General features: G+C 58.2%; 19 protein-coding genes and 1 pseudogene. 8 read left to right on the top strand and 12 right to left on the bottom strand.

Annotated elements, in window-relative coordinates:
* Positions 1 to 3 precede the first annotated feature (3 nt).
* The 5 genes from EDD77_RS07500 to EDD77_RS07480 all read right to left on the bottom strand — a co-directional run bounded on the left by EDD77_RS07500 (position 4) and on the right by EDD77_RS07480 (position 5,218).
* The gene (locus EDD77_RS07500) at positions 4 to 288 is read right to left on the bottom strand and encodes a hypothetical protein (protein ID WP_058965107.1); all 285 of its coding nucleotides are present in this window, start codon (positions 286 to 288) and stop codon (positions 4 to 6) included.
* Between the two features lies 1 nt (position 289).
* Positions 290 to 1,297 carry a DMT family transporter gene (locus tag EDD77_RS07495; RefSeq protein WP_058965108.1) on the bottom strand — a complete coding sequence of 336 codons (1,008 nt, stop codon included), beginning with the start codon at positions 1,295 to 1,297 and terminating at the stop codon, positions 290 to 292.
* Between the two features lie 18 nt (positions 1,298 to 1,315).
* Complete coding sequence (eutM, locus tag EDD77_RS07490; RefSeq protein WP_058965109.1) at positions 1,316 to 1,606, bottom strand: ethanolamine utilization microcompartment protein EutM; 291 nt, start codon at positions 1,604 to 1,606, stop codon at positions 1,316 to 1,318.
* Between the two features lie 339 nt (positions 1,607 to 1,945).
* Positions 1,946 to 2,776 carry a MerR family transcriptional regulator gene (locus EDD77_RS07485; protein WP_058965110.1) on the bottom strand — a complete coding sequence of 277 codons (831 nt, stop codon included), beginning with the start codon at positions 2,774 to 2,776 and terminating at the stop codon, positions 1,946 to 1,948.
* A 39-nt stretch (positions 2,777 to 2,815) separates the two neighbouring features.
* Complete coding sequence (locus EDD77_RS07480) at positions 2,816 to 5,218, bottom strand: DUF4125 family protein (RefSeq protein WP_058965111.1); 2,403 nt, start codon at positions 5,216 to 5,218, stop codon at positions 2,816 to 2,818.
* A gap of 293 nt (positions 5,219 to 5,511) precedes the next feature.
* On the opposite strand from EDD77_RS07480, the gene EDD77_RS07475 reads away from it, so the two are divergent.
* The 3 genes from EDD77_RS07475 (at position 5,512) to EDD77_RS07465 (ending at position 7,267) form a co-directional block, all read left to right on the top strand.
* Positions 5,512 to 6,048 carry an HD domain-containing protein gene (locus EDD77_RS07475; protein WP_058965112.1) on the top strand — a complete coding sequence of 179 codons (537 nt, stop codon included), beginning with the start codon at positions 5,512 to 5,514 and terminating at the stop codon, positions 6,046 to 6,048.
* Positions 6,035 to 6,298 (top strand): TIGR04076 family protein, encoded by a 264-nt coding sequence (locus EDD77_RS07470; protein WP_058965113.1) that lies wholly within the window; start codon positions 6,035 to 6,037, stop codon positions 6,296 to 6,298. The genes EDD77_RS07475 and EDD77_RS07470 overlap by 14 nt, the downstream gene beginning before the upstream one ends.
* A gap of 165 nt (positions 6,299 to 6,463) precedes the next feature.
* The gene (locus EDD77_RS07465) at positions 6,464 to 7,267 is read left to right on the top strand and encodes an HAD-IIB family hydrolase (protein ID WP_058965114.1); all 804 of its coding nucleotides are present in this window, start codon (positions 6,464 to 6,466) and stop codon (positions 7,265 to 7,267) included.
* On the opposite strand, the gene EDD77_RS07460 is transcribed toward EDD77_RS07465, so the two are convergent.
* Both EDD77_RS07460 and EDD77_RS18025 read right to left on the bottom strand, forming a co-directional pair.
* The gene (locus EDD77_RS07460) at positions 7,268 to 8,509 is read right to left on the bottom strand and encodes a hypothetical protein (RefSeq protein WP_058965115.1); all 1,242 of its coding nucleotides are present in this window, start codon (positions 8,507 to 8,509) and stop codon (positions 7,268 to 7,270) included.
* A 162-nt stretch (positions 8,510 to 8,671) separates the two neighbouring features.
* A pseudogene (locus EDD77_RS18025) lies at positions 8,672 to 9,067 on the bottom strand (transposase); the annotation flags it as partial.
* A gap of 11 nt (positions 9,068 to 9,078) precedes the next feature.
* Here EDD77_RS18025 and EDD77_RS07450 point away from each other — a divergent pair.
* From EDD77_RS07450 to EDD77_RS07430, 5 genes are all read left to right on the top strand, one after another.
* A complete protein-coding gene (locus EDD77_RS07450) occupies positions 9,079 to 10,404 on the top strand; it encodes an HlyD family efflux transporter periplasmic adaptor subunit (RefSeq protein WP_082669612.1) in 1,326 nt (441 codons plus the stop codon).
* Positions 10,391 to 11,596: an ABC transporter permease gene (locus EDD77_RS07445; RefSeq protein ID WP_058965117.1), complete on the top strand. Its 1,206-nt coding sequence runs from the start codon at positions 10,391 to 10,393 to the stop codon at positions 11,594 to 11,596. Before EDD77_RS07450 ends, EDD77_RS07445 begins: the two co-directional genes overlap by 14 nt.
* 30 nt (positions 11,597 to 11,626) lie before the next feature.
* Positions 11,627 to 12,127, top strand: coding sequence for a hypothetical protein (locus tag EDD77_RS07440; RefSeq protein WP_058965118.1), 501 nt, complete (start codon positions 11,627 to 11,629; stop codon positions 12,125 to 12,127).
* On the top strand, positions 12,120 to 12,794 hold the full coding sequence (locus EDD77_RS07435) for an ABC transporter ATP-binding protein (protein ID WP_058965119.1): 675 nt from the start codon (positions 12,120 to 12,122) through the stop codon (positions 12,792 to 12,794). Before EDD77_RS07440 ends, EDD77_RS07435 begins: the two co-directional genes overlap by 8 nt.
* 116 nt (positions 12,795 to 12,910) lie before the next feature.
* Positions 12,911 to 13,288 (top strand): PH domain-containing protein, encoded by a 378-nt coding sequence (locus EDD77_RS07430; protein ID WP_058965120.1) that lies wholly within the window; start codon positions 12,911 to 12,913, stop codon positions 13,286 to 13,288.
* 107 nt (positions 13,289 to 13,395) lie between these two features.
* Here the strand turns inward: EDD77_RS07430 and EDD77_RS07425 are convergent, their stop codons facing one another.
* Genes EDD77_RS07425 through prfA form a run of 5 tightly spaced genes read right to left on the bottom strand, consistent with a single transcriptional unit; the run spans position 13,396 to position 18,100 of the window.
* Entirely contained in the window at positions 13,396 to 14,802 is a 1,407-nt protein-coding gene (locus EDD77_RS07425) for an aminopeptidase (protein WP_058965121.1), read from the bottom strand.
* A 3-nt stretch (positions 14,803 to 14,805) separates the two neighbouring features.
* The gene (locus tag EDD77_RS07420) at positions 14,806 to 15,402 is read right to left on the bottom strand and encodes a lytic transglycosylase domain-containing protein (protein WP_242868394.1); all 597 of its coding nucleotides are present in this window, start codon (positions 15,400 to 15,402) and stop codon (positions 14,806 to 14,808) included.
* A complete protein-coding gene (gene coaE, locus EDD77_RS07415) occupies positions 15,403 to 16,002 on the bottom strand; it encodes a dephospho-CoA kinase (protein ID WP_058965122.1) in 600 nt (199 codons plus the stop codon).
* Positions 15,999 to 17,018, bottom strand: a complete 1,020-nt coding sequence (locus tag EDD77_RS07410) for an L-threonylcarbamoyladenylate synthase (protein WP_058965123.1) — start codon at positions 17,016 to 17,018, stop codon at positions 15,999 to 16,001. The genes coaE and EDD77_RS07410 overlap by 4 nt, the downstream gene beginning before the upstream one ends.
* A gap of 5 nt (positions 17,019 to 17,023) precedes the next feature.
* Positions 17,024 to 18,100, bottom strand: coding sequence for a peptide chain release factor 1 (prfA, locus tag EDD77_RS07405; RefSeq protein ID WP_058965124.1), 1,077 nt, complete (start codon positions 18,098 to 18,100; stop codon positions 17,024 to 17,026).
* Positions 18,101 to 18,113 lie beyond the last annotated feature (13 nt).

The following is an 18,113-nucleotide window of genomic DNA, read 5'->3' as shown; positions in this document are numbered from 1 at the left end:
GTTTTACTTGTTGCGGTATTTTGCGGGAACGTATTTTTCCACCGCGGCGCGGCCATCGTCGTTGATGGCGAACCGGAGGGAAAGCTCGTCCTTGTCGTCCAGCTCATAGCGGATCAGGCTGCACAGCCCGTTCGCTTCCAGCGACATCACATGATCCAGATAAGCGTCCTTGGTGAACTGGCGTTCCTTGCCGTAAAGGGGGCGCATGGCCTCCATGATCTCGTTTACATCCGCGTTTTCCACGCTGCTCAGGTAGTTGAGCACCGCCATTCGTGCAGGCAACAGCATGTTACGCCTCCCCTTTCTTGAAAAAGTCCAGCGGGTTCATGGTCACCAGGATTGCACCGAAGATGATCACAACAGAACCCACAACAATGGTCAGAGTGACGGGCTGGTTCAGGAACAGGATGCAGAACAGAACGCCCCAGAACGCATAGGTCACATTCAGGCTCATGCCGATGGCGCAGCCCACAGTGGCGTTGGATTTGTACCACAGCAGGAAGGAAGCGCCCGCGCTCAGACCGGAAATTGCCAGCCACAGAACCGGCATACCGGCGCTCAGGGTGCCGCCCAGCAGACCCAGGCCGCCAACCAGAGGCACGATGATGACCAGATCAACCAGACCGGAGAACAGTTCGCGGATGTTGGTGGCAACGTCGGTGTCGATCATGGAGCCGCCGTAGCTGGAGAGCATACCTTCCAGGCCCCAGCAGATGGCCGCGATCAGTGCGCAGATGATACCCAGAGTGAAGTTGGGGCTGCCTTCCGGCTTGACCCAGTTGATGATGATCGCGCCGCTCACGCAGATGATCATGCCGGCGACCACCCGCTTGGTGGGCCGCTGCTTCAGGAAGATCCAGGCGAACAGAGCGCCGAACAGGCCGCAGGTGGCGGAGATGGGAATGGCGTAGGCACCGGCCAGCGCCAGACCCACCAGGTAAGCGCCGTTGGCGATGGGACCGCCCAGCAGCGCGCCCAGAACCATCATCTTGCCGGGGAAGGTGTTGATGGTTCGGCCGATCTCAGCCAGACGGCCCTTCTTGGCGTTGTAGATGGTGAGCCAGATTCCGGCGAAAAGGTCGTTCAGACCGGAGCAGACATAGGGCGCTGCCAGGATGCCCACTGCGCTGACCAGAGGCTCGTAGTAGCCGGCCACCAGCACCAGAGTGGTGTAGATGCCGTAGGTCAGACCGGACAGGGCGCCGGTGGTCAGGCCGGTGATCCGGAACTTTTTGTTCACCTGTTTCATTTTCGCATCTGCCAGGGATGCTCTTGCCGTGTTGGCGCTATGGTTCATAATGGTTCTCTCCTTTGATCATTCGCTGGCCTTTCCCGAGGTGGGCAGAATGGTCTCGACCTCACCGTGGGGGCGGGGGATCACATGCACGGAAACCAGCTCGCCTACCCGCTGGGCAGCTGCGGCGCCCGCGTCGGTGGCGGCTTTTACCGCGCCCACATCGCCGCGTACCAGAACGGTGATCAGGCCGCCGCCTACGCGCTCCTTGCCGATCAGGGTAACGTTGGCCGCCTTTACCATGGCGTCGGCTGCTTCGATCGATGCGATGAGACCTTTGGTCTCGATCATGCCCAATGCGTCGTACTTCATGTTTGGATCTCCTTTTGCTTTCGTGGAATTTGGCGGCGGCCGTTCGCGGGGCAATCTGCATAGTTTTTTGGAACCGGCCGTCGCCTTTCTGTGGATTCAGTATACCGCTTGCCCATTGGTGGAAGGTCAAGGGGGAATTGAGTAAATATTTAACCACTCATTTTTGGGCACTTTGTCAGAGAGCTTTGTGCAATTTATCACAATCTCAGCTGCTCCTTTCGTGCATCCTGCAAAATCGCCTTTTTAAAACAAAAAAAGCGGGCCGAAAAACGGTCCGCTCAGTTTTCCCCCTTAGGGAAAGGTTATCCTTTTCTTTCTGCCCGGTGCATGCTCCCGGGATCAGCCGTCTTCCAGAGGAATAATCAGCTCGGTAACGAATTCCTCCCGGTTGCGGGTGGTCCAATAGTCCACCACATACCGCTCAAAAACCCGCTGCCCCAGCTTGACACCCTTGGCTTTGGCCCATTCCACCAGCTTGGCATAGCTTTCCTCAATGCGCTCCAGCGGGCCCACATGATACAGCGTGGCCGCCATAAAGCCGCCGAACCGGGTTTCGTTGGTGCCGCAGGCACAGCGATGGATGGGCTTTTGCATAATTCGTGCCCGGGTGGCATGACCCTCCATCTTGTCTTTCCAGGAGTCAAACTCCAGAATCACCGGGCCGGAGATCTCGTTTTTCACCGAATCCAGATAATTCACCCAGGGAATGTTGATGATGGAATCCATGTAATGGTATTCAAACTCCTGCTCCAGGCAGCACATGTCCTCGGCCGCCACATAGCGCATGCCCACCTCCTGGGCCTTGTTCAGGCGAACCGCCTTGGCCTCCTGAATCAGCTCATACCATTCCTTCACCGCGATGTAGCTGTTGTGGATGGCATGCTCCTGTTCCCACAGCTCGTTGATTTTGTTGTGGAAGCTGCCTTCCACAACATAGTAGTTATCGCCGTTCACCAGCCCCTGCATCTCTTCCAGCCGGAAGCCCATCTGCTTATAATACTTCACAATGGGGATGGAGAGAATCGTGTCCAGACTATAATACCGGTAACCGCTTTCGCTGATCTTATCCGGCGCGATCATGCCGATTTTATCGTAAAAACGCAGAGCCTTTGCGGAAACGTTGCAAAGCTTGCTCACTTCACCGATGGTGTACAACTGTTCTTTCGCCATAAGTCCGTCTCCTTTCTTGTTCGGACAGGAGCGTTGTGCTCAGGGTCTGCCTGTGCACGCCTGGGCGGCGCAGGCATTTTCAGCATCCTCCAGGCTCCGGTAGCCGTAGCCCCGGGCCATGCAGGTCATGTTCTGTTCCACCAGGTTTTTTCCCTGCGACAACAGTTCCAGCACCATCTGTGCATAAAGGCGCAGCGTCTCGTCGGAATAGGTGCCCAGTTCTCCCCGCAGATAGGTCTCGCTGGAAACGTTCCAGGGCCCATCCTGCTCGGAAGAGAGGTTCCGGCCTCTGCCCATCAGATGGGGGCAGCGCCGCTCCACCTCACGGGTCCAGCGCATCATAATGGAAATCAGCAGCTCCTGCAGCTGCAGCCGCTCCGCGCTCCGTTCGGGCAGACGGTCCGCCAGCCGGGCATACTGCTGTGGTGCGGTGTGCTCCATCATGCGGGCGTATTTTTCGGTGAGCAGATTCCAGCCCTCTTCCCCTGCCCGCTTCAGATCCTGCTGGTAGCTGGCCAGCACCTCCTCGGCCCAGGGGGTGAACTGGCTGGTACGCATGAGCCCAAAGGTGTCCCGGTCATCCTGACAGGACGCGCGTCCGCCCTCGTTCTGCACCTGCTGAAACTGCCGCCATTCCTCGTCCACAATGGCTGCGATCCGGGCGGCTTTTTTCGACGGCATCGAAGCGCACTCCTTCTCTGCCCCGTCGTTTTGAAGCATCTGCTGCATTCGCTGTAAAACCTCCCGTTTGTGATATTCCAAAAATGTATCTTCCACACTTGCAAGGCCCTGCCGCTTCAGCTCGGCAGCAATGCAGGCGCACACCGCCTCGATGGTCTCCTCTGCCTGCCCGTCGGCGGCAGGGCGCTCCATCAACCGGTGCAGCAGAGGAATCAGGCTGCCTGCATACTCCAGCCGCTCCATTCCGCGGGCGCGCCACTTGTAAAAAGGCATGTATGTTTCATCCAGCAGATAGGCCGTTTCCTGTGCGGCGGATACAAATTCCGCCAGGCAGGCGTACATCATATCCGCATCCTGCCGTTTTTTTGCCCGGGGGTAATTGTACTGCCCCGCCTGCGCCATCCGGCCCAGAGCCTGTCCAAGACGACAGAGCCGCACCGGCTCGGGATATCTGGCAAATTCCTCCCGCCGCCGGGTAAACTCCCCCAGCGGGTCCTCAAATACCTGGCCATTCACTGCTGATGCAAGCCGATCGGTGGGAATGGCGTTCCAGGTCATGATATCCTGCCACGAATCCGCCTTCGGCGCATGGGTATGCCCGGTGAACCGGCGGAAAAATTCGTCGATCTCCATCACGCCCACCCGGTTTGTGCCCTCCGGGGTGACGTTTCGGGCCGGAGCGCCCGGCCACCGGGCCGCCAACGCCTGATAATCCGCCTGCAACCGGCTGCCGATGGCCTGATAATCCTCTCTGGTCAGCCACAGGCAGAAGCCCGGGCCAAAATCGTGATCCACCGAAAAGGCGTCGTCAAAGCCCAGACACTCAGCCCCTTCGCCCACCAGCCCTGCCGCAATGCGGCACGCGTATTCCGGGTATTTCTGCTGCAGCATGGGTCTACCCGCCTGTTCGTAAAACTCCCGGGCCAGCTCCATTCCGGTTTTGTTTTTCACCGCATTCCGCCGGGCGATCAGATCCTCGGCCGCAGCCAGATTCCGCCGGGTGGTCTGCCAGTCATCGTTCCGGCCATAGGTCCGCTCGATCAGGCCCAGCGCACGGCGAAACAGCTCTGCCGACTTTTCCGGCTCGCCCTGATGAAAATGCAGCTCCGCCAGCGCGCAAAGCGCCGCCGGATAATGAGGATCATCCCCGCCGGGCAGCTGCTCAAACAAGCGTACCGCCCGCTCCAGACACCGGTGCGCCCGCTCAGACTGGCCCAGCCGGGTATACATTCCGCCCAGATTGGAAAGCGAAATTGCCAGTTCTGCCTGTGCATCCGGGTTCTGTTCAATTCGCTCCAGGGCTTTCCGGGCATATTCCGCGGCCAGCTCCAGACGGCCCATAGCCGCATAGAGCAAACTCATATTGTTGTAAAGAGAAGCCAGGCGGTAATCCTCCGCCGGAAGCTGGCTTTCCAGAATGGCCTTCGCTTTCCGACAGGCCTCTTCCGCCCGGTCCTTTTCCCCTGCCGCCCGCAGACCGGTGGCTGCATTCAGCAGGGTGGTGCCGTGGTTCACCGTTCCCTCCAGCCCCATGGCGCGAATCAGCGCCAGCGCCTTTTCAGCAGCTTCGGCGCAATCCGCATGGCGGCTGACGGAACGGTAATAGCCCATTAATTCATTCAACAAAATCAGGGCCGTGCCCTCATCGTGCCGACCCAACGCATCATTAATCCCATTATTCAAATAGGATTCTATGCCAGAGAACTGCTTTTTCTGATACAGTTCGTCCAGTTTTTTCATAAATTCCGTGATTTGAAACACTTGCAAGACCCCTCCGATATTTTGTGTCTTTTGGTGTATCTCGTCGCAGAATTGCCCATTCACTTTATAGCAAATCACCGGTGCATTTGCAAGCATTTGCATAGGGTGGAACATATTTTTGAGAGAAGTCACAAAAACACAGCCGTTCTTTTGTGGGTTTGGCTTGGTAATTTTGGGAAAAGGCTTGCAAACGCCCAAGTCTTTTTGAGAAATCTGTGGGAATTACAACAAATTTTCCCGTCAAATTCTGCTATACTGAAGACAGTCAATTCCGGAAAGCAGGTGTTTCTTTCATGCAAGGCAACGAATCCACCCTTCTGTTCCGCGCTCTGTGCTATGAACAGGGCCACGAACGGCGAACGCAGCACATTTTAAAGGTATATGCTCTTGCAAAGCTGCTGGGCGAGGCGGAAGGCCTCGACGGCGAGCAGCGCCAGCTTTTGCAGGCTGCCGCCATTTTGCACGACATTCCCATCCGCTTCTGCAAGGAGCATTACAGCGGCGATGCCTGCCAGCAGAATCAGCAGCGGGAGGCGCCCCGTCTGGTACGAAGTTTTCTGGAGCAGGCCGGATATTGCCCGGGAAGTGTTGCCCCTGTTCTGGAGCTGGTTCTGCGTCATCACGATTACCACAGCCCCCGCAGCAAGCTGCTGCAGCTGCTGATTGAGGCAGATCTGATTGTAAACTGCTATGAAAACCGGCCGGACGCAAAGCAGGAGAAAATGATCTGCAGTCTTTTTGAAACAGCCTGCGGCAAACAGCTGCTGGAGCTGTGCCTGCATCCGAATCCTGTTTCAAATTCCAAGGAGGATCACCATGAAAAAGCCTAAAATCACATTGACGCTGGTGGATCAGAAAGGAAGCAGAGGCTGCCATCATGGCCACCAAATCGGCGATTCCTTTGATTTCGACACCGAACGGGGCAGGCTGTGCCCCATGGCCATGCATGTGGCCTTTCCTTACATTGACATTCTTCGCTATGGCGGAAGCCTGCCCACCCAGCCGGATGGTTCCATCCTGTTCTGCTGCCCGGATGTGGATGTGATCAACGTATTCCGCATTCAGGTGGAGGATGGCTGAGCATTATGCAAACAGGACGGATGCAAACCTTTTCCTGTGGTTTTGCACCCGGCCTGTTTTTATCCACCCCTGCCGAAATTCCGGCATTTACGGCCCCCCTCAAATATGGTATAACCAATGAGGAACGCCCGATGGCGGGCGTATGTGTGAGGAGGGGTATTTTCCATGATCCAACTGATTGTAAGTGACATTGACGGCACGCTGCTGCCCTATGGGCAAAAGCAGCTGGATCCGTCCATTTTTTCGCTCATTCATCGTCTTTCTCAGCAGGGAATCCGATTCTGCCCTGCTTCCGGGCGGCAGTTTCATTCGCTGCGAAAACTGTTCGGCCCGGTGCAGGATGAGCTGTGCTATCTGTGTGAAAACGGGGCAATCCTGTATGGTTCCGGCACCGAGGAAGCCGCCCCGATTCTGGGCAGGACGGTGATGGAGCACGCCCCCGCCATGGGCCTGATTCAGGATATTCTTGCGCTGGAAGGCTGCGAGGTTCTGATTTCCGGCGCAAACTGCAGCTACCTGTACCAATGCGACGACTCCTTTGTAGCCCGCATGCGGGACGGCACCGGCAATCATGTGCGGGTGGTGCGTTCTCTGGAAGAAATTAAGGAGGACATCATCAAGATCTCCGCCTACTGCCCGGCGGGCGCCGCTGTGCCGGAAAAGGCTCTGGGCGGAAAATGGCCCGGTATATTCCGTATGGCTGTGGCCGGGGCCGAGTGGCTGGACTTCACGCTGGCGGACAAGGGCATCGGCCTACGGCAGCTGTGCGGTGCACTGGGCATCCCGCTGGAAAACACACTGGCCTTTGGCGACAACTGGAACGATCTGCCCATGCTGGAAGCTGCCGGACACCCCTATCTGATGGCCAGCGCCGATCCCCGGCTGGCAGAAAAGCTGCCCCGCCAGTGCACCAGTGTGCCCGAAGTTCTGGAACATCTGTTGGAAACCGGCTGTCTTTTAGAATGCTGATTATTCCGGGAACGGAATCTCCTCGCCGGGGATTCCGCTCTGGAAATCTTCCTTGCTTACCATTGCATACACATTGTGGTAGCTCACTTCCCCCACCAGTCCATAAGCGGCCTGACCTTCCAGCGGCCGCTCGTCGGTGCGCACTTTATAAAGCAGCTCATCGCCAAAATCCGCCAGAATATCGTAGCCGCTTTCCCGGGTGGGATAATAATACACCCCTGTGGACTCGCCGGTTTCCGGGTTCAGCAGAAGATTCATGGAACCCTTTTCCGAACTGCTCATGGACAAAGCAAACTGATCATCGTAAAGAAGGGCCAGACCATAAACGGTCTCCTCTCCGCTCAGCTGCGGCAGTGAAAATTCCTTTTTCTGGCCGGTGAGCAGGTTCTCCCAGCTCAGACGGCCCGCTGCAATGTCATAGGTACAGAAATAATCTCCCTGCACGGTACAGTAAAGACTGTTCTCGTCAAATTCCGGCCCAAGCAGGTTGGTCTGGCCCTGTTCCAATGTGGGATTTTCCCTTGCCAGATCCACTTTGTAATATTGACGGCCTTCTTCGTCGCTCTTCAGAAAAATCAGCGATGTGCCGGCCGCGCCCATCAGGCTTGCGCTTTCTTTGCCGCCCGGTTCCAACTGCAAGGAAAACAGACGCTTCCGTTCCCCGGTCTGCGGATCAAAGATTTCCATGCAGGTCTCACTGTTGCCGTTCTCATCCACCCTGCTGATCTGCAAAAGCAGCCGGTCACCATAGCCGTACAGCATTCCGCTAAAGCACTCGCCGTTCTCCAGCTCCAGAACGATCTCCCGGTTTGTTCCATCCGGATCCATCCGCATCAGGTACGGACCCTGACTTTCAATGGGCGTACACTGGGCCGCATACAGATAACCGTTAAAAAAGAACAACTGGTAACCGTAGCGTCCCTCTTCCAAAGGCAGATAGGAATTGCAGCTCTCGGAATCGTGGGTACAATTCGGCGTAGCGCACAAATAGGTTTCCTGCCGGGTGGCTGCATCCACATAAAGAAGGTTACAGCTGCCCAATCGAACAGAACACACCTCATACAGCCCCTCCGGGGAAGCTGCCGTATCCCCAAGCATGTCATAGTTGGCAATGTGGGTAATGGGCGTATCGTTCGCCGGGTGCACCACCATTTCTGTGCCGGACGGCTGGCTGCCACAGGCCACAAGCATGGCAGCAAGCGCCAGCGGTGAAACAATCTTTGCAAGGGTGGAACGATTCATACTGCACCTCCATGGGAGTTTGATCTGCTTTCAGGATAGCGCAGCCGTTTGCACAAAATCCACCACCGTATTGTATCGAAACTGCAAACATCAAAAAGGCAGGCCCTCAAATCTTTTGAAGTGCCCCCAAAAAGTTAGACAATATTTGAAACCGAAAATTGTTTAAGAAGCCGAAAGGGCTTGTTGTCTGTGTATTGCAGGCGGCAAGCCCTTTAGCTTTGCCTTAATTCTGCGGTTGTTGTAGTAATCAAGATAGTCTATCAGTTCCTGCTTGAAGTGCTCCATGGAATCAAATTTTTGCAGGTACAGCAGCTCACTTTTGAGTAATCCAAAGAAATTTTCCACGACAGCGTTGTCCAGACAATTTCCTTTGCGGCTCATGCTTTGCCGAATGCCTTTGCGTTTTAACATCTGCTGATACTGCCTGTGTTGGTATTGCCAGCCCTGGTCAGAATGCAGAATCAGATCGATCTTGTCCGGTATCGTTTCAAAAGCTTTCTTCAACATGGTGGTTACCATGCTCAGGGCAGGTCGTTCTGAGATTGTGTAGCTGACCAGATAAGGTGAACGTGGGCGATCAGGTCGCAGAAGGTGATATTCTGGCGGAGTATGACCTGGAAGATTTGCAGCGCCTGGCCCAGGAGAGCAAGCTCCTGCTGGCTCAGAAGCAGAGCGAGCTGGATCGCCTGACCCAACAGAAAACGGATGCCGACGCACAGCTGCAGCAGAAGATTGACCAGCTGCGTGCCTCGGGCAGCGAGCAGAAAAGCGCAGAGCAGGAAGCTCTGGAAACGGAAAAGCAGACGCTGAAAAACCAGCTGAACGGGCACCGCCAGACCGAGCAGACCGCCCGGCAGGAGGCCGAGGCGCTGCTGAACAAACAGCAGCAGCGTGCCCAGGTGATTGCGGACTGCGACAGCCGACTCAGCCAGCTGGAGGAACAGCGGGCCCAGCTGCAGCAGGAGCTGGACGGACTGATCGCGCAGGGCGCTCCCGAGGAGCAGCTTCAGGAAGCCCGCCGCAAGCTTGCCCAGAACGAGGTGGACACCGCCGACGTACAGCGCACCCGCGATGAAGCGGCCACCGCCGATTATGAGGGCCAGGCTGCGGAAAAGCAGCGGCAGGCCGACGAAGCCAAAAGCGCCGGTGATCAGGTGCAAAGCCAGCTGGATCAGGCGGAACAAAAGCTGCGGGAAAGCGACGAAGCCCGGCAGGCCTTGCGGCAGGAGGAGGATCGGCAGATCGAAACACTGCGGCAGCAGGCCGCGGCGGATCAGACCACTCTGGAAAGCCAGCGCAAAGCCGCCGAGCTGGAACGGGACAAGGCACAGAAAAGCTATGATGAGTTGTTGCAGCTGTGCAGCGATCCCACACTGCGGGCGGATCGGCCGGGAATCGTGACCGCATTGGGCGGAACCGGCGGCACAGCAGTCGACCCGGCCACACCCTTGGCAAAGATCGGCGACGAGACACAGCGCAGCCTTGTTCTGCAGATTGATCCAGTGGATGTGGGTCAGGTGCAGCCGGGCCAGGCGCTTACCTTCTATGTGGATGCTTACCCGGAAGCCACTTTTTCCGGCACCGTTCAGTCGGTTTCCAAGATTCAGAATGACGCAGGAAAGTTCGAGGTGTCCGCATCCTTCGAGCCGGGCGAGCAGCCCTTGTATGACGGCATGGGCGCAAACGCCACCCTGATCATAAAAGAGAAAAAAGACGTGCTTGCCGTTTCCAACAAAGCCATCCAGTTTGATGCGGGTGAAAGCTATGTGTTCCCGGCGGACGAAAACAATGCTCTGCGCCGCCAGCCGGTGACCAACGGCCGCCTTACCGAAATCCAGAGCGGATTGAAGGACGGCGACGTGGCTCTGGTGGAGGAAGTGTATGAGGATCAGTGAGCTGCTCCGGCTGGTGCGGACGAACGCCCTGCAAAACAAAGGCCGCGTTCTGCTCACCAGTCTGGGCATTATCGTGGGCACCGCCACCATCGTTCTGGTGACCGCCATCGGTCAGGGTGCGAAGGATGAGGCGGAAGCCCAGTATTCCGGCATGTCTGCCGATACGATCTTTGTGAATCTGGACTACCAGCAGATGCAGGACAGCTTCGATACCAGCCGCCTGGAAAAACTTACCCCGCAGCTGATGGAATCCATCCGCGAGGAAAACCCTGCGCTCTCCTCGGTCTGCCTGCGAAACGAGACCAGCGCCAAGGTGCAGCTGGGCCGCACCGAGGAATATCTCACCGTGACCGGCGTGACCTCGGAATACAGCCAGGTGTTCTTGCTGGAATTCGCCGCGGGCGGCGATTTTACCGAAGAGGATTTCGACAGCAGCCGCCGGGTGGCAATCATCGGCGGCAGGATCGCAGAAAAATATTTCGGCAGCGCCGCCGAAGCCGACGGCCGCAAGCTGCGCATAGGAGAAAACTGGTTCACCGTGGTGGGTGTTCTGCAACAGAGCGGCGACGGGCTGAAAGGTGTGGACAACGACAACGCCATCTATCTGCCCTGGAACACCATGGAGGACTGCAAGCTGAGCGGCGAAGGCGCGGTTCCGCAGCTCACAGCCAAGGCCACCAGCATCCGTCAGGTGGAAAGCGCCATGAAGCGGATTCAAAGCACCATGAACTATTACATGAACGACGCCCACAAATACAAGGTGGAAAACGCGGGCAGCCGCATTGAAGCGGCGACCCGCTCGGCGCGGACCATGAGCATGCTGCTGATTTCAGTGGCCATGATCGTACTGACGGTAGGCGGCATCGGCATCATGAACGTGTTGTTCGTGACCATCAAGGATCGCACCCGGGAAATTGGCGTGCTGAAAGCCCTTGGCGCACGGGCCGAAACCATTCTTCTGCAATTTCTGCTGGAATCGGTCTCCATTGGGCTGGTGGGCGGTCTTTTGGGGCACGTATGCAGCGCCGCAGGTCTCTGGGTGCTTCGCTTCACCGGCATGCCGCTTGCCCCTTCCGTGCAGGGCGCGGTTGTAGCCTTCGTGTTCGCCATCCTCACAAGCGCGGCGTTCGGCTTTTATCCCGCCTGGAAAGCATCCTGCCTGAAACCGGTGGATGCTTTGAGTTATGAATAAAGCAAACAAAACAAAAAGGAGTTTTGAACCATGAAAACCAAGATTTTTGCCATTGCCCTGTCCATCCTGATGGCCGCCTGTCTGACTGCCTGCAAAGGCACTGCGCCTGATTCCCAGCCCGGCAGCAATTCTCAGAGCAGTTCTTCCAGCGCAAGTGCCTCTTCCCAGAATCTGGAGCTTCTGTACGACCGGGTGAGTGAGGTGGCCGGCAATGAATTGACGCTGGATCTGGCCAAGCTGCCCGGCGAGGACGAGGGCGCCAGCGCACCGGAAAACGCAGACGGCGAAGTGGCCGCCGCAGTCATGGCTCCTGCCATGGAGGCCGGTGAAGCCGGTGGTCAGACCGGCGCCAGCGAGCGCACCGAGCTGGACTATACCGGCGAAAGCAAATCCGTGGTGATCCCCGGCGGGCTGAAGATCACCGGTGCAAGCGGCGAGGAAAAGCAGCTCACCGATATCCAGAAGGGCAGCATCCTGGTCGTATTCGTCAACGAGAACGGGCAGGTCACCGAGGTGGTTCTGTATGAGTGATATACTGCGGCTGCAGGATATCGACAAAAGCTACTCCATGGGTGAAGAGCGGGTGCAGGTGCTGAAACAGGTAAGCCTTACCGTGCAGGCCGGCGAATTCATTTCGATTCTGGGTATATCCGGCAGCGGCAAATCCACACTGATGAACATCATCGGGTGTATGGACACCGCCGACCGGGGCAGCTATTCGCTGGACGGAGAGGACGTGTTCCGCCTGGAGGCCCGACAGCTGGCCGCGCTGCGCAATCGAAAAATCGGCTTCATTTTTCAGCGCTATCACCTTCTGGCCCAGTACGACGTGCTGCAAAATGTGATGATGCCGCTGCTGCTGCGGGGCTTTTCCCATCAGCAGGCAGCCCCGCTGGCCGTGGAAAGTCTGACCGCCATGGGTCTCGGGGACCGGCTTCGGCACCGGCCCAATCAGCTTTCCGGCGGCCAGCAGCAGCGGGTAGCCATTGCCCGTGCACTGGTGGGCAAGCCTGCCCTCCTTCTGGCCGACGAACCCACCGGCGCACTGGACACCCGCACCGGGCGGGAGATTCTGGAATTGTTCCGCCAGCTGAACCGGCAGGGGCACACCATTATCCAGATTACCCATGACCTGACGGTGGCCTCCGCTGCAAGCCGTATCCTGCATCTGCGCGACGGCGTGCTCACCGACCAATGAGCTTGTTGGCGCAGCCTTCCGTTGATTTTCTCTTGACGAAATCGGGAAAATATGGTAATCAAGAGAAAAAGGGAAACTTCTTCCCATCATCTTTTCACACATTGGAGGTTCTGGTCATGATCGATTTTAAAAATCCCACTGCTTACAAGCTCGCCGCTGCCGATCCTTCCGCCTATCTGGCAATGCTGCAGCCCATGATGATCCCGGACGAAGAGATCATTCAGGCCTACAAAACAGTGCGGGATGCCATTGTGTTCACCAACCGCCGTATCTTCGCCATCAACCTTCAGGGGCTGACCGGCAAGAAAAAGGACATCTCTTCCCTGCCCTACAGCAAGATTCAAGCCTTCTCGGTGGAGACTGCCGGCGTGCTGGATATCGACAGTGAGCTGGAGCTCTGGTTCAGCGGCCTGGGTAAGATCCGATTCGAGTTTGCCGCCAGAACCGATGTGGGCGCACTGTGCCGCTGCATCAGCACCTATACGCTGAAATAAGTCTTTTTAACGCATACCTTTCGCCGCTTTTGGCGCAGAAAGAACAGGGGTGCTTCCCGAATCGGGAAGCACCCCTGTTCTTTTTGTTCTGCTGCGCAAAAGGCAAATTATTCCTGCGCCTCGTTGAAGGCCTTGAATGCCTTGTAAGCCATGTAGATATCCACCTTGGAGGCAAGCTCGAAGGGAGAGTGCATGCTCAGCACCGGCACACCCACATCCAGAGTGTCGATGTCGTGGGCCGCCACATACTTGGCAACGGTGCCGCCGCCGCCCTGATCGACCTTGCCCATCTCGCCCAGCTGCCACACCACGCCGGCATCGTCAAAAATGCGGGTGAAGTAGCTTACCAGCTCGGCGCTGGCATCGTTGGCGCCGCCCTTGCCGCGGGAACCGGTGTACTTGGCCAGAGCCACGCCCTTGCCGGCGTATGTACTGTTCTGGGGCTCGAAGGCGCTGGAGAAGGTGGGATCGTAAGCCGCGGTCACGTCGGCAGACAGGCACTTGGAAGCCTTGAAGCAGGTGATGCTGTCCACACCATGGGTAGCGCACAGCTGCTGCATGAAGTGGAACACATACATGCTGGCCAGGCCGGTGGGGCCGTCGGAGCCGATCTCTTCCTTATCAGTCAGGACACAGACAGTAGTGAAGGCAGGATTCTTGGTCTCGACCTCCGCCACCAGAGCCGGGTAGGCGTCGATGCGGTCATCCTGACCGTAAGCGCCAACCAGACCACGGTCAAAGCCCACGTCGCAGGCCTTCTGGGCGGGCACAGCCTCGATCTCGGCACGGTTGAAGTCCCGCTCGGTGATGCCGTACATCTCGTTCAGCAGCTTCATGGTGAGCAGCTTGACCCGATCCTTCACTTCCTCGTCCTCGTAGGGCAGAGAGCCGACCACAATGTTCAGCTCCTCGCCGGTGATGCCCTCGCTCAGCTTGCGGGCATTTTGATCCGCGCCCAGATGAGGCAGCAGATCGGTGATGCAGAAAACGGGATCGCCGGGCTTCTCGCCGATGTTGATCTCCACCTTCTCGCCGTTCTTCTTGAACACAACACCATGCAGAGCCAGAGGCAGGGTGGGCCACTGGTACTTGCGGATGCCGCCGTAGTAGTGGGTCTGCAGCAGGGCCAGATCGGCGCTCTGGTACAGGGGGTTGGGCTTCAGATCCAGGCGGGGAGCATCCACATGGGCGATGTTCAGGTGCATACCCTCGGCCATGCTCTTGGTGCCGATGGTGGCGGCCAGAATGCTCTTGGCGCGGTTCACGGTGTAGATCTTGTCGCCGGGCTGGTATACCACGCCGGGCTCAAAGGGCTTGTAGCCCGCTTCCACCAGCATCTTCTCCGCATAGCTGGTGCACTCGCGCTCGGTCTTGCCCTCGTCCAAGAAGGTCTTGTAGCCCTCGCAGAAGGCATTTGCCCTTTCAAAGGCATCGGCTGCGCTGTCCGCCGCCAGAGGCGCTTCGTAGAACAGCTCGTCGGCCAGCAGCTGGCCCTTGGTCTTTTCCTTGCTCATTGGTTATCCCTCGATTTCCACGCTGGAATACAGCGTTTGATATTTTTGGAACGCATGTGTGATCTTGTACACATACAGTTTCATCTGTTCATAGGGGAAGGTGTGCAGCACTGCGCCATCGGCCGAATAGGCCTCCTGCTCCAGCAGGCCGTCCACAGTTCCCCAGCCGCTGTGATAGGCGGCCGCCGCGGTGGCCAGATCGTTTTCATACCGATTCAGGCAGGCGGCCAAATAATAGGAGCCGAAGCGAATGTTGGTCTCCGGGTCATACAGATCCTCGAAATCCAGATCCTCCTTTGGCGCAATCTTGCTTTTGATCCACCAGAAGGTCTCTTCCGTGATCTGCATCAGGCCCCGTGCACCCACGTTGGACTCCGCCTGCGGGTCAAACCCGCTTTCGGTGCGGATCACGCTGTACAGCACCAGCGGGTCCACCTGATTTTCCAGAGCATACTGCTCCACCAGCTCCTGATACTTTTGGGGGTAGCGCGCCAGATCCAGCTTGTGCAAACCTGCACGGATCAGCGGCAGCGCCAGCAATACAGCTGCCACAAGGCCCAGCACCAAGAAAAGCAGAGCCTTGCCGTATCGTTTCAACAATCACATCCCACCTTTCAGGTGTTCCAGCACCCGATCCGCCTGCTCCAGCAGGCCGGTCAGTGTGCTGTCGTTTCGGATCTCCCAGGCGCAGGCGGCCCGCAGGGTCTCCTCGCTCAGCTGGGCATCCAACCGGCGGCGGGCGGATTCTTCGGAGATGCCGTCCCGGGCGCAGATGCGCCGGACGGATTCCTCCAGCGGTGCGCTCACCAGTATGATCCCATCGCAATAGGGTTCAAAGGGTGCGCCCACAATGACCGCACCATCCACAAAAAACACATCCTGCTCTGCCTGCCGAGCCTCTTCGCCCTCCTGCAGCAGACGACGCACGATCTCCGGGTGGGTGATGCTCACCAGACGCTGGGAGCCATCCGGCCGGGCGAAGGCCCGGTCTGCCAGCAGGCGGCGCTGAATGCCGCCCTCTTCGTCCAGGATGTCCGCGCCGAACTGCTCCACCAGCAACGGGATGCAGGCGGAACCCGGTTCCAACACCTGCCGCGCCACCAGATCCGCATCCGCTACCCGGTAGCCCAGGGCGCGATAATGGGCCGATACGGTGGATTTGCCGCAGCCGGATCGGCCGGTAATGCCAATGGTTCTCATGCTTCCACCACCCGGAAAGCGGCGGCGCGCAGCAGTCGGTTATACACTGCCAGCGATACACCGGTATCCGCCGGGCAGCGGGCAAACACCTGTTTTGCCCCCAGCTCGTCCAGCCGGCGCAGGGCGGTGAACAGAGCGTGAGCCTGCTCGGCTCCGCTTTCCTTCGCACCGTATTCCACACAGGGTACAGGCAGCTGCTCTGCTTCACCGGTGAAGCACAGGCAGAGGGTATGCTCCGCCTTGTGCTGCTCCACATAGGCGGCAAAGGCAGCCAGATCGCCCTTGACGATGGTCACCTCCGCCTTGGGGGCATAGTGCTTATACTTCATTCCGGGGGAACGGGCAGTTTCCCCTTCCTTCAGTTTTGCCAGAATCGCGCCGGACAAAACAACCTCTTCGCCCAGCACCTGCTCCATCTGCTCCTTGGTGATGTAGCCGGGGCGCAGTAGCATGGGGGTATCCCCCGCCAGCGTGATGACGGTGGATTCCACGCCCACCTGGCAGTCGCCGCCGTCCAGAATCAGGGGCAGACGGCCGTCCATATCGCTCATCACATAGTGAGCGCAGGTGGGGCTGGGGCTGCCGGAAAGGTTTGCCGAGGGCGCCGCCAACGGCAGACCGCTGGCGGCAATGACCGCCCGGGCCACCGGATGGCTGGGCATGCGGATGGCCACGGTATCCAGCCCGGCGCAAACCTCGTCCGCCACCTTGTTGCCCCGGGGCATGATGATGGTGAGCGGGCCGGGCCAGAAGGCTTCGGCCAGCTTTCTGGCCCCCTCCGGCACCCGGCTTACCAGACCGTCCAGCATTTCCATCCGATCGATGTGAACAATCAGCGGATTATCCTGCGGGCGACCCTTGGCCTCGAAGATCTTTTTGACGGCATTGCCGTCGAAGGCGCTGGCGGCGATGCCGTACACCGTTTCGGTGGGAATCGCCACGATTTCACCCTGTTTCAGAAGCTCCGCCGCTTTGGCGATGGAGGCTTCGTTTGCTTTTTCCAATAAGGTTTCCATGGAGCTCATTCCTTTTCTGCCGCTTTCAGCTTTTCCGCCTGGTCGGTGGTGATCAGCGCGTCCAGAACCTCGTCCAGCGCGCCGTCCATGATGCTGTCCAGCTTGTACAGGGTCAGCCCGATGCGGTGATCGGTGAGCCGCCCCTGGGGGAAGTTATAAGTGCGGATACGCTCGGAGCGGTCGCCGGTGCCAACCTGGCTGCGGCGATCTGCGTCGATGGCGTCCTTCTGGGTCTGCTGCTTTTGCTGCAGCAGGCGGCTGCGCAGTACCTTCAGGGCTTTGTCCTTGTTTTTGTACTGGCTGCGCTCGTCCTGGCATTCCACCACCATGCCGGTGGGCAGGTGGGTCACCCGGATGGCGCTGGAGGTCTTGTTGATGTGCTGGCCGCCGGCGCCGGAGGAACGGAAGGTGTCGATCTTCAGATCGTTCATGTCCAGCTCCAGATCCACCTCTTCCGCTTCGGGCATGACCGCCACAGTGACGGTGGAGGTGTGGATGCGGCCCTGGGTCTCGGTTTCCGGCACCCGCTGCACCCGGTGCACGCCGCTCTCGAATTTCAGGCGGCTGTAAGCGCCCTCGCCCTGCAGCGAGAACACAATCTCCTTGATGCCGCCCAGCTCGGTCTCGTTCAGGCTCAGCACCTCGTAGATCCAGCCTTTGGTGGCGGCATACATGCTGTACATCCGGAACAGGCTGTGGGCGAACAGGGCCGCTTCCTCGCCGCCCGCGCCGCCGCGGATCTCCACAATCACGTTTTTCCCGTCGTTTTCGTCCTTTGGCAGCAAAAGCAGCTTGAGTTTTTGCTCCAGAGGTTCCAGCTTTTCCTTGTTTTCGGTCAGCTGCTGCTGTACCATTTCCTTAAAGTCCGGCTCCAGGCCGCCTTCGTCCAGCAGCTCCTTCGCCTCCCGGCAGGCTTCTTCGGCCTGCTCGTATTCGTCCATCGCCTCGATCAGGGGCGTGAGATTCTTGTATTCCCGCATCAGATCCCGGAACAGCTTGTTGTCGCTGACGGTAGCGGGGTCCTGCAATCGGCGGTTCACCTCGTCGTAACGAAGGCGTACATCGCGCAGTTTTTCCAGCATGGGCAGTTTCTCC

Origin of the sequence: Allofournierella massiliensis, from assembly GCF_004345265.1 — a bacterium.
Taxonomy (GTDB): Bacteria; Bacillota; Clostridia; order Oscillospirales; family Ruminococcaceae; genus Allofournierella; species Allofournierella massiliensis.
Note: the sequence above shows the minus strand (reverse complement) of the source record. Positions and strands in the feature narration are given on the sequence as shown.

Excerpts from the sequence above, each read along its gene's own strand:
- EDD77_RS07445 (WP_058965117.1), top strand. The coding sequence starts at position 10,391 with ATGAGGATCAGTGAGCTGCTCCGGCTGGTGCGGACGAACGCCCTGCAA.
- EDD77_RS07465 (WP_058965114.1), top strand. The coding sequence starts at position 6,464 with ATGATCCAACTGATTGTAAGTGACATTGACGGCACGCTGCTGCCCTAT.
- EDD77_RS07430 (WP_058965120.1), top strand. The coding sequence starts at position 12,911 with ATGATCGATTTTAAAAATCCCACTGCTTACAAGCTCGCCGCTGCCGAT.
- EDD77_RS07485 (WP_058965110.1), bottom strand. The coding sequence starts at position 2,776 with ATGGCGAAAGAACAGTTGTACACCATCGGTGAAGTGAGCAAGCTTTGC.
- EDD77_RS07470 (WP_058965113.1), top strand. The coding sequence starts at position 6,035 with ATGAAAAAGCCTAAAATCACATTGACGCTGGTGGATCAGAAAGGAAGC.
- EDD77_RS07440 (WP_058965118.1), top strand. The coding sequence starts at position 11,627 with ATGAAAACCAAGATTTTTGCCATTGCCCTGTCCATCCTGATGGCCGCC.
- prfA (WP_058965124.1), bottom strand. The coding sequence starts at position 18,100 with ATGCTGGAAAAACTGCGCGATGTACGCCTTCGTTACGACGAGGTGAAC.
- EDD77_RS07475 (WP_058965112.1), top strand. The coding sequence starts at position 5,512 with ATGCAAGGCAACGAATCCACCCTTCTGTTCCGCGCTCTGTGCTATGAA.
- EDD77_RS07460 (WP_058965115.1), bottom strand. The coding sequence starts at position 8,509 with ATGAATCGTTCCACCCTTGCAAAGATTGTTTCACCGCTGGCGCTTGCT.
- EDD77_RS07435 (WP_058965119.1), top strand. The coding sequence starts at position 12,120 with ATGAGTGATATACTGCGGCTGCAGGATATCGACAAAAGCTACTCCATG.
- EDD77_RS07410 (WP_058965123.1), bottom strand. The coding sequence starts at position 17,018 with ATGGAAACCTTATTGGAAAAAGCAAACGAAGCCTCCATCGCCAAAGCG.
- EDD77_RS07500 (WP_058965107.1), bottom strand. The coding sequence starts at position 288 with ATGCTGTTGCCTGCACGAATGGCGGTGCTCAACTACCTGAGCAGCGTG.
- coaE (WP_058965122.1), bottom strand. The coding sequence starts at position 16,002 with ATGAGAACCATTGGCATTACCGGCCGATCCGGCTGCGGCAAATCCACC.
- EDD77_RS07495 (WP_058965108.1), bottom strand. The coding sequence starts at position 1,297 with ATGAACCATAGCGCCAACACGGCAAGAGCATCCCTGGCAGATGCGAAA.
- EDD77_RS07425 (WP_058965121.1), bottom strand. The coding sequence starts at position 14,802 with ATGAGCAAGGAAAAGACCAAGGGCCAGCTGCTGGCCGACGAGCTGTTC.
- eutM (WP_058965109.1), bottom strand. The coding sequence starts at position 1,606 with ATGAAGTACGACGCATTGGGCATGATCGAGACCAAAGGTCTCATCGCA.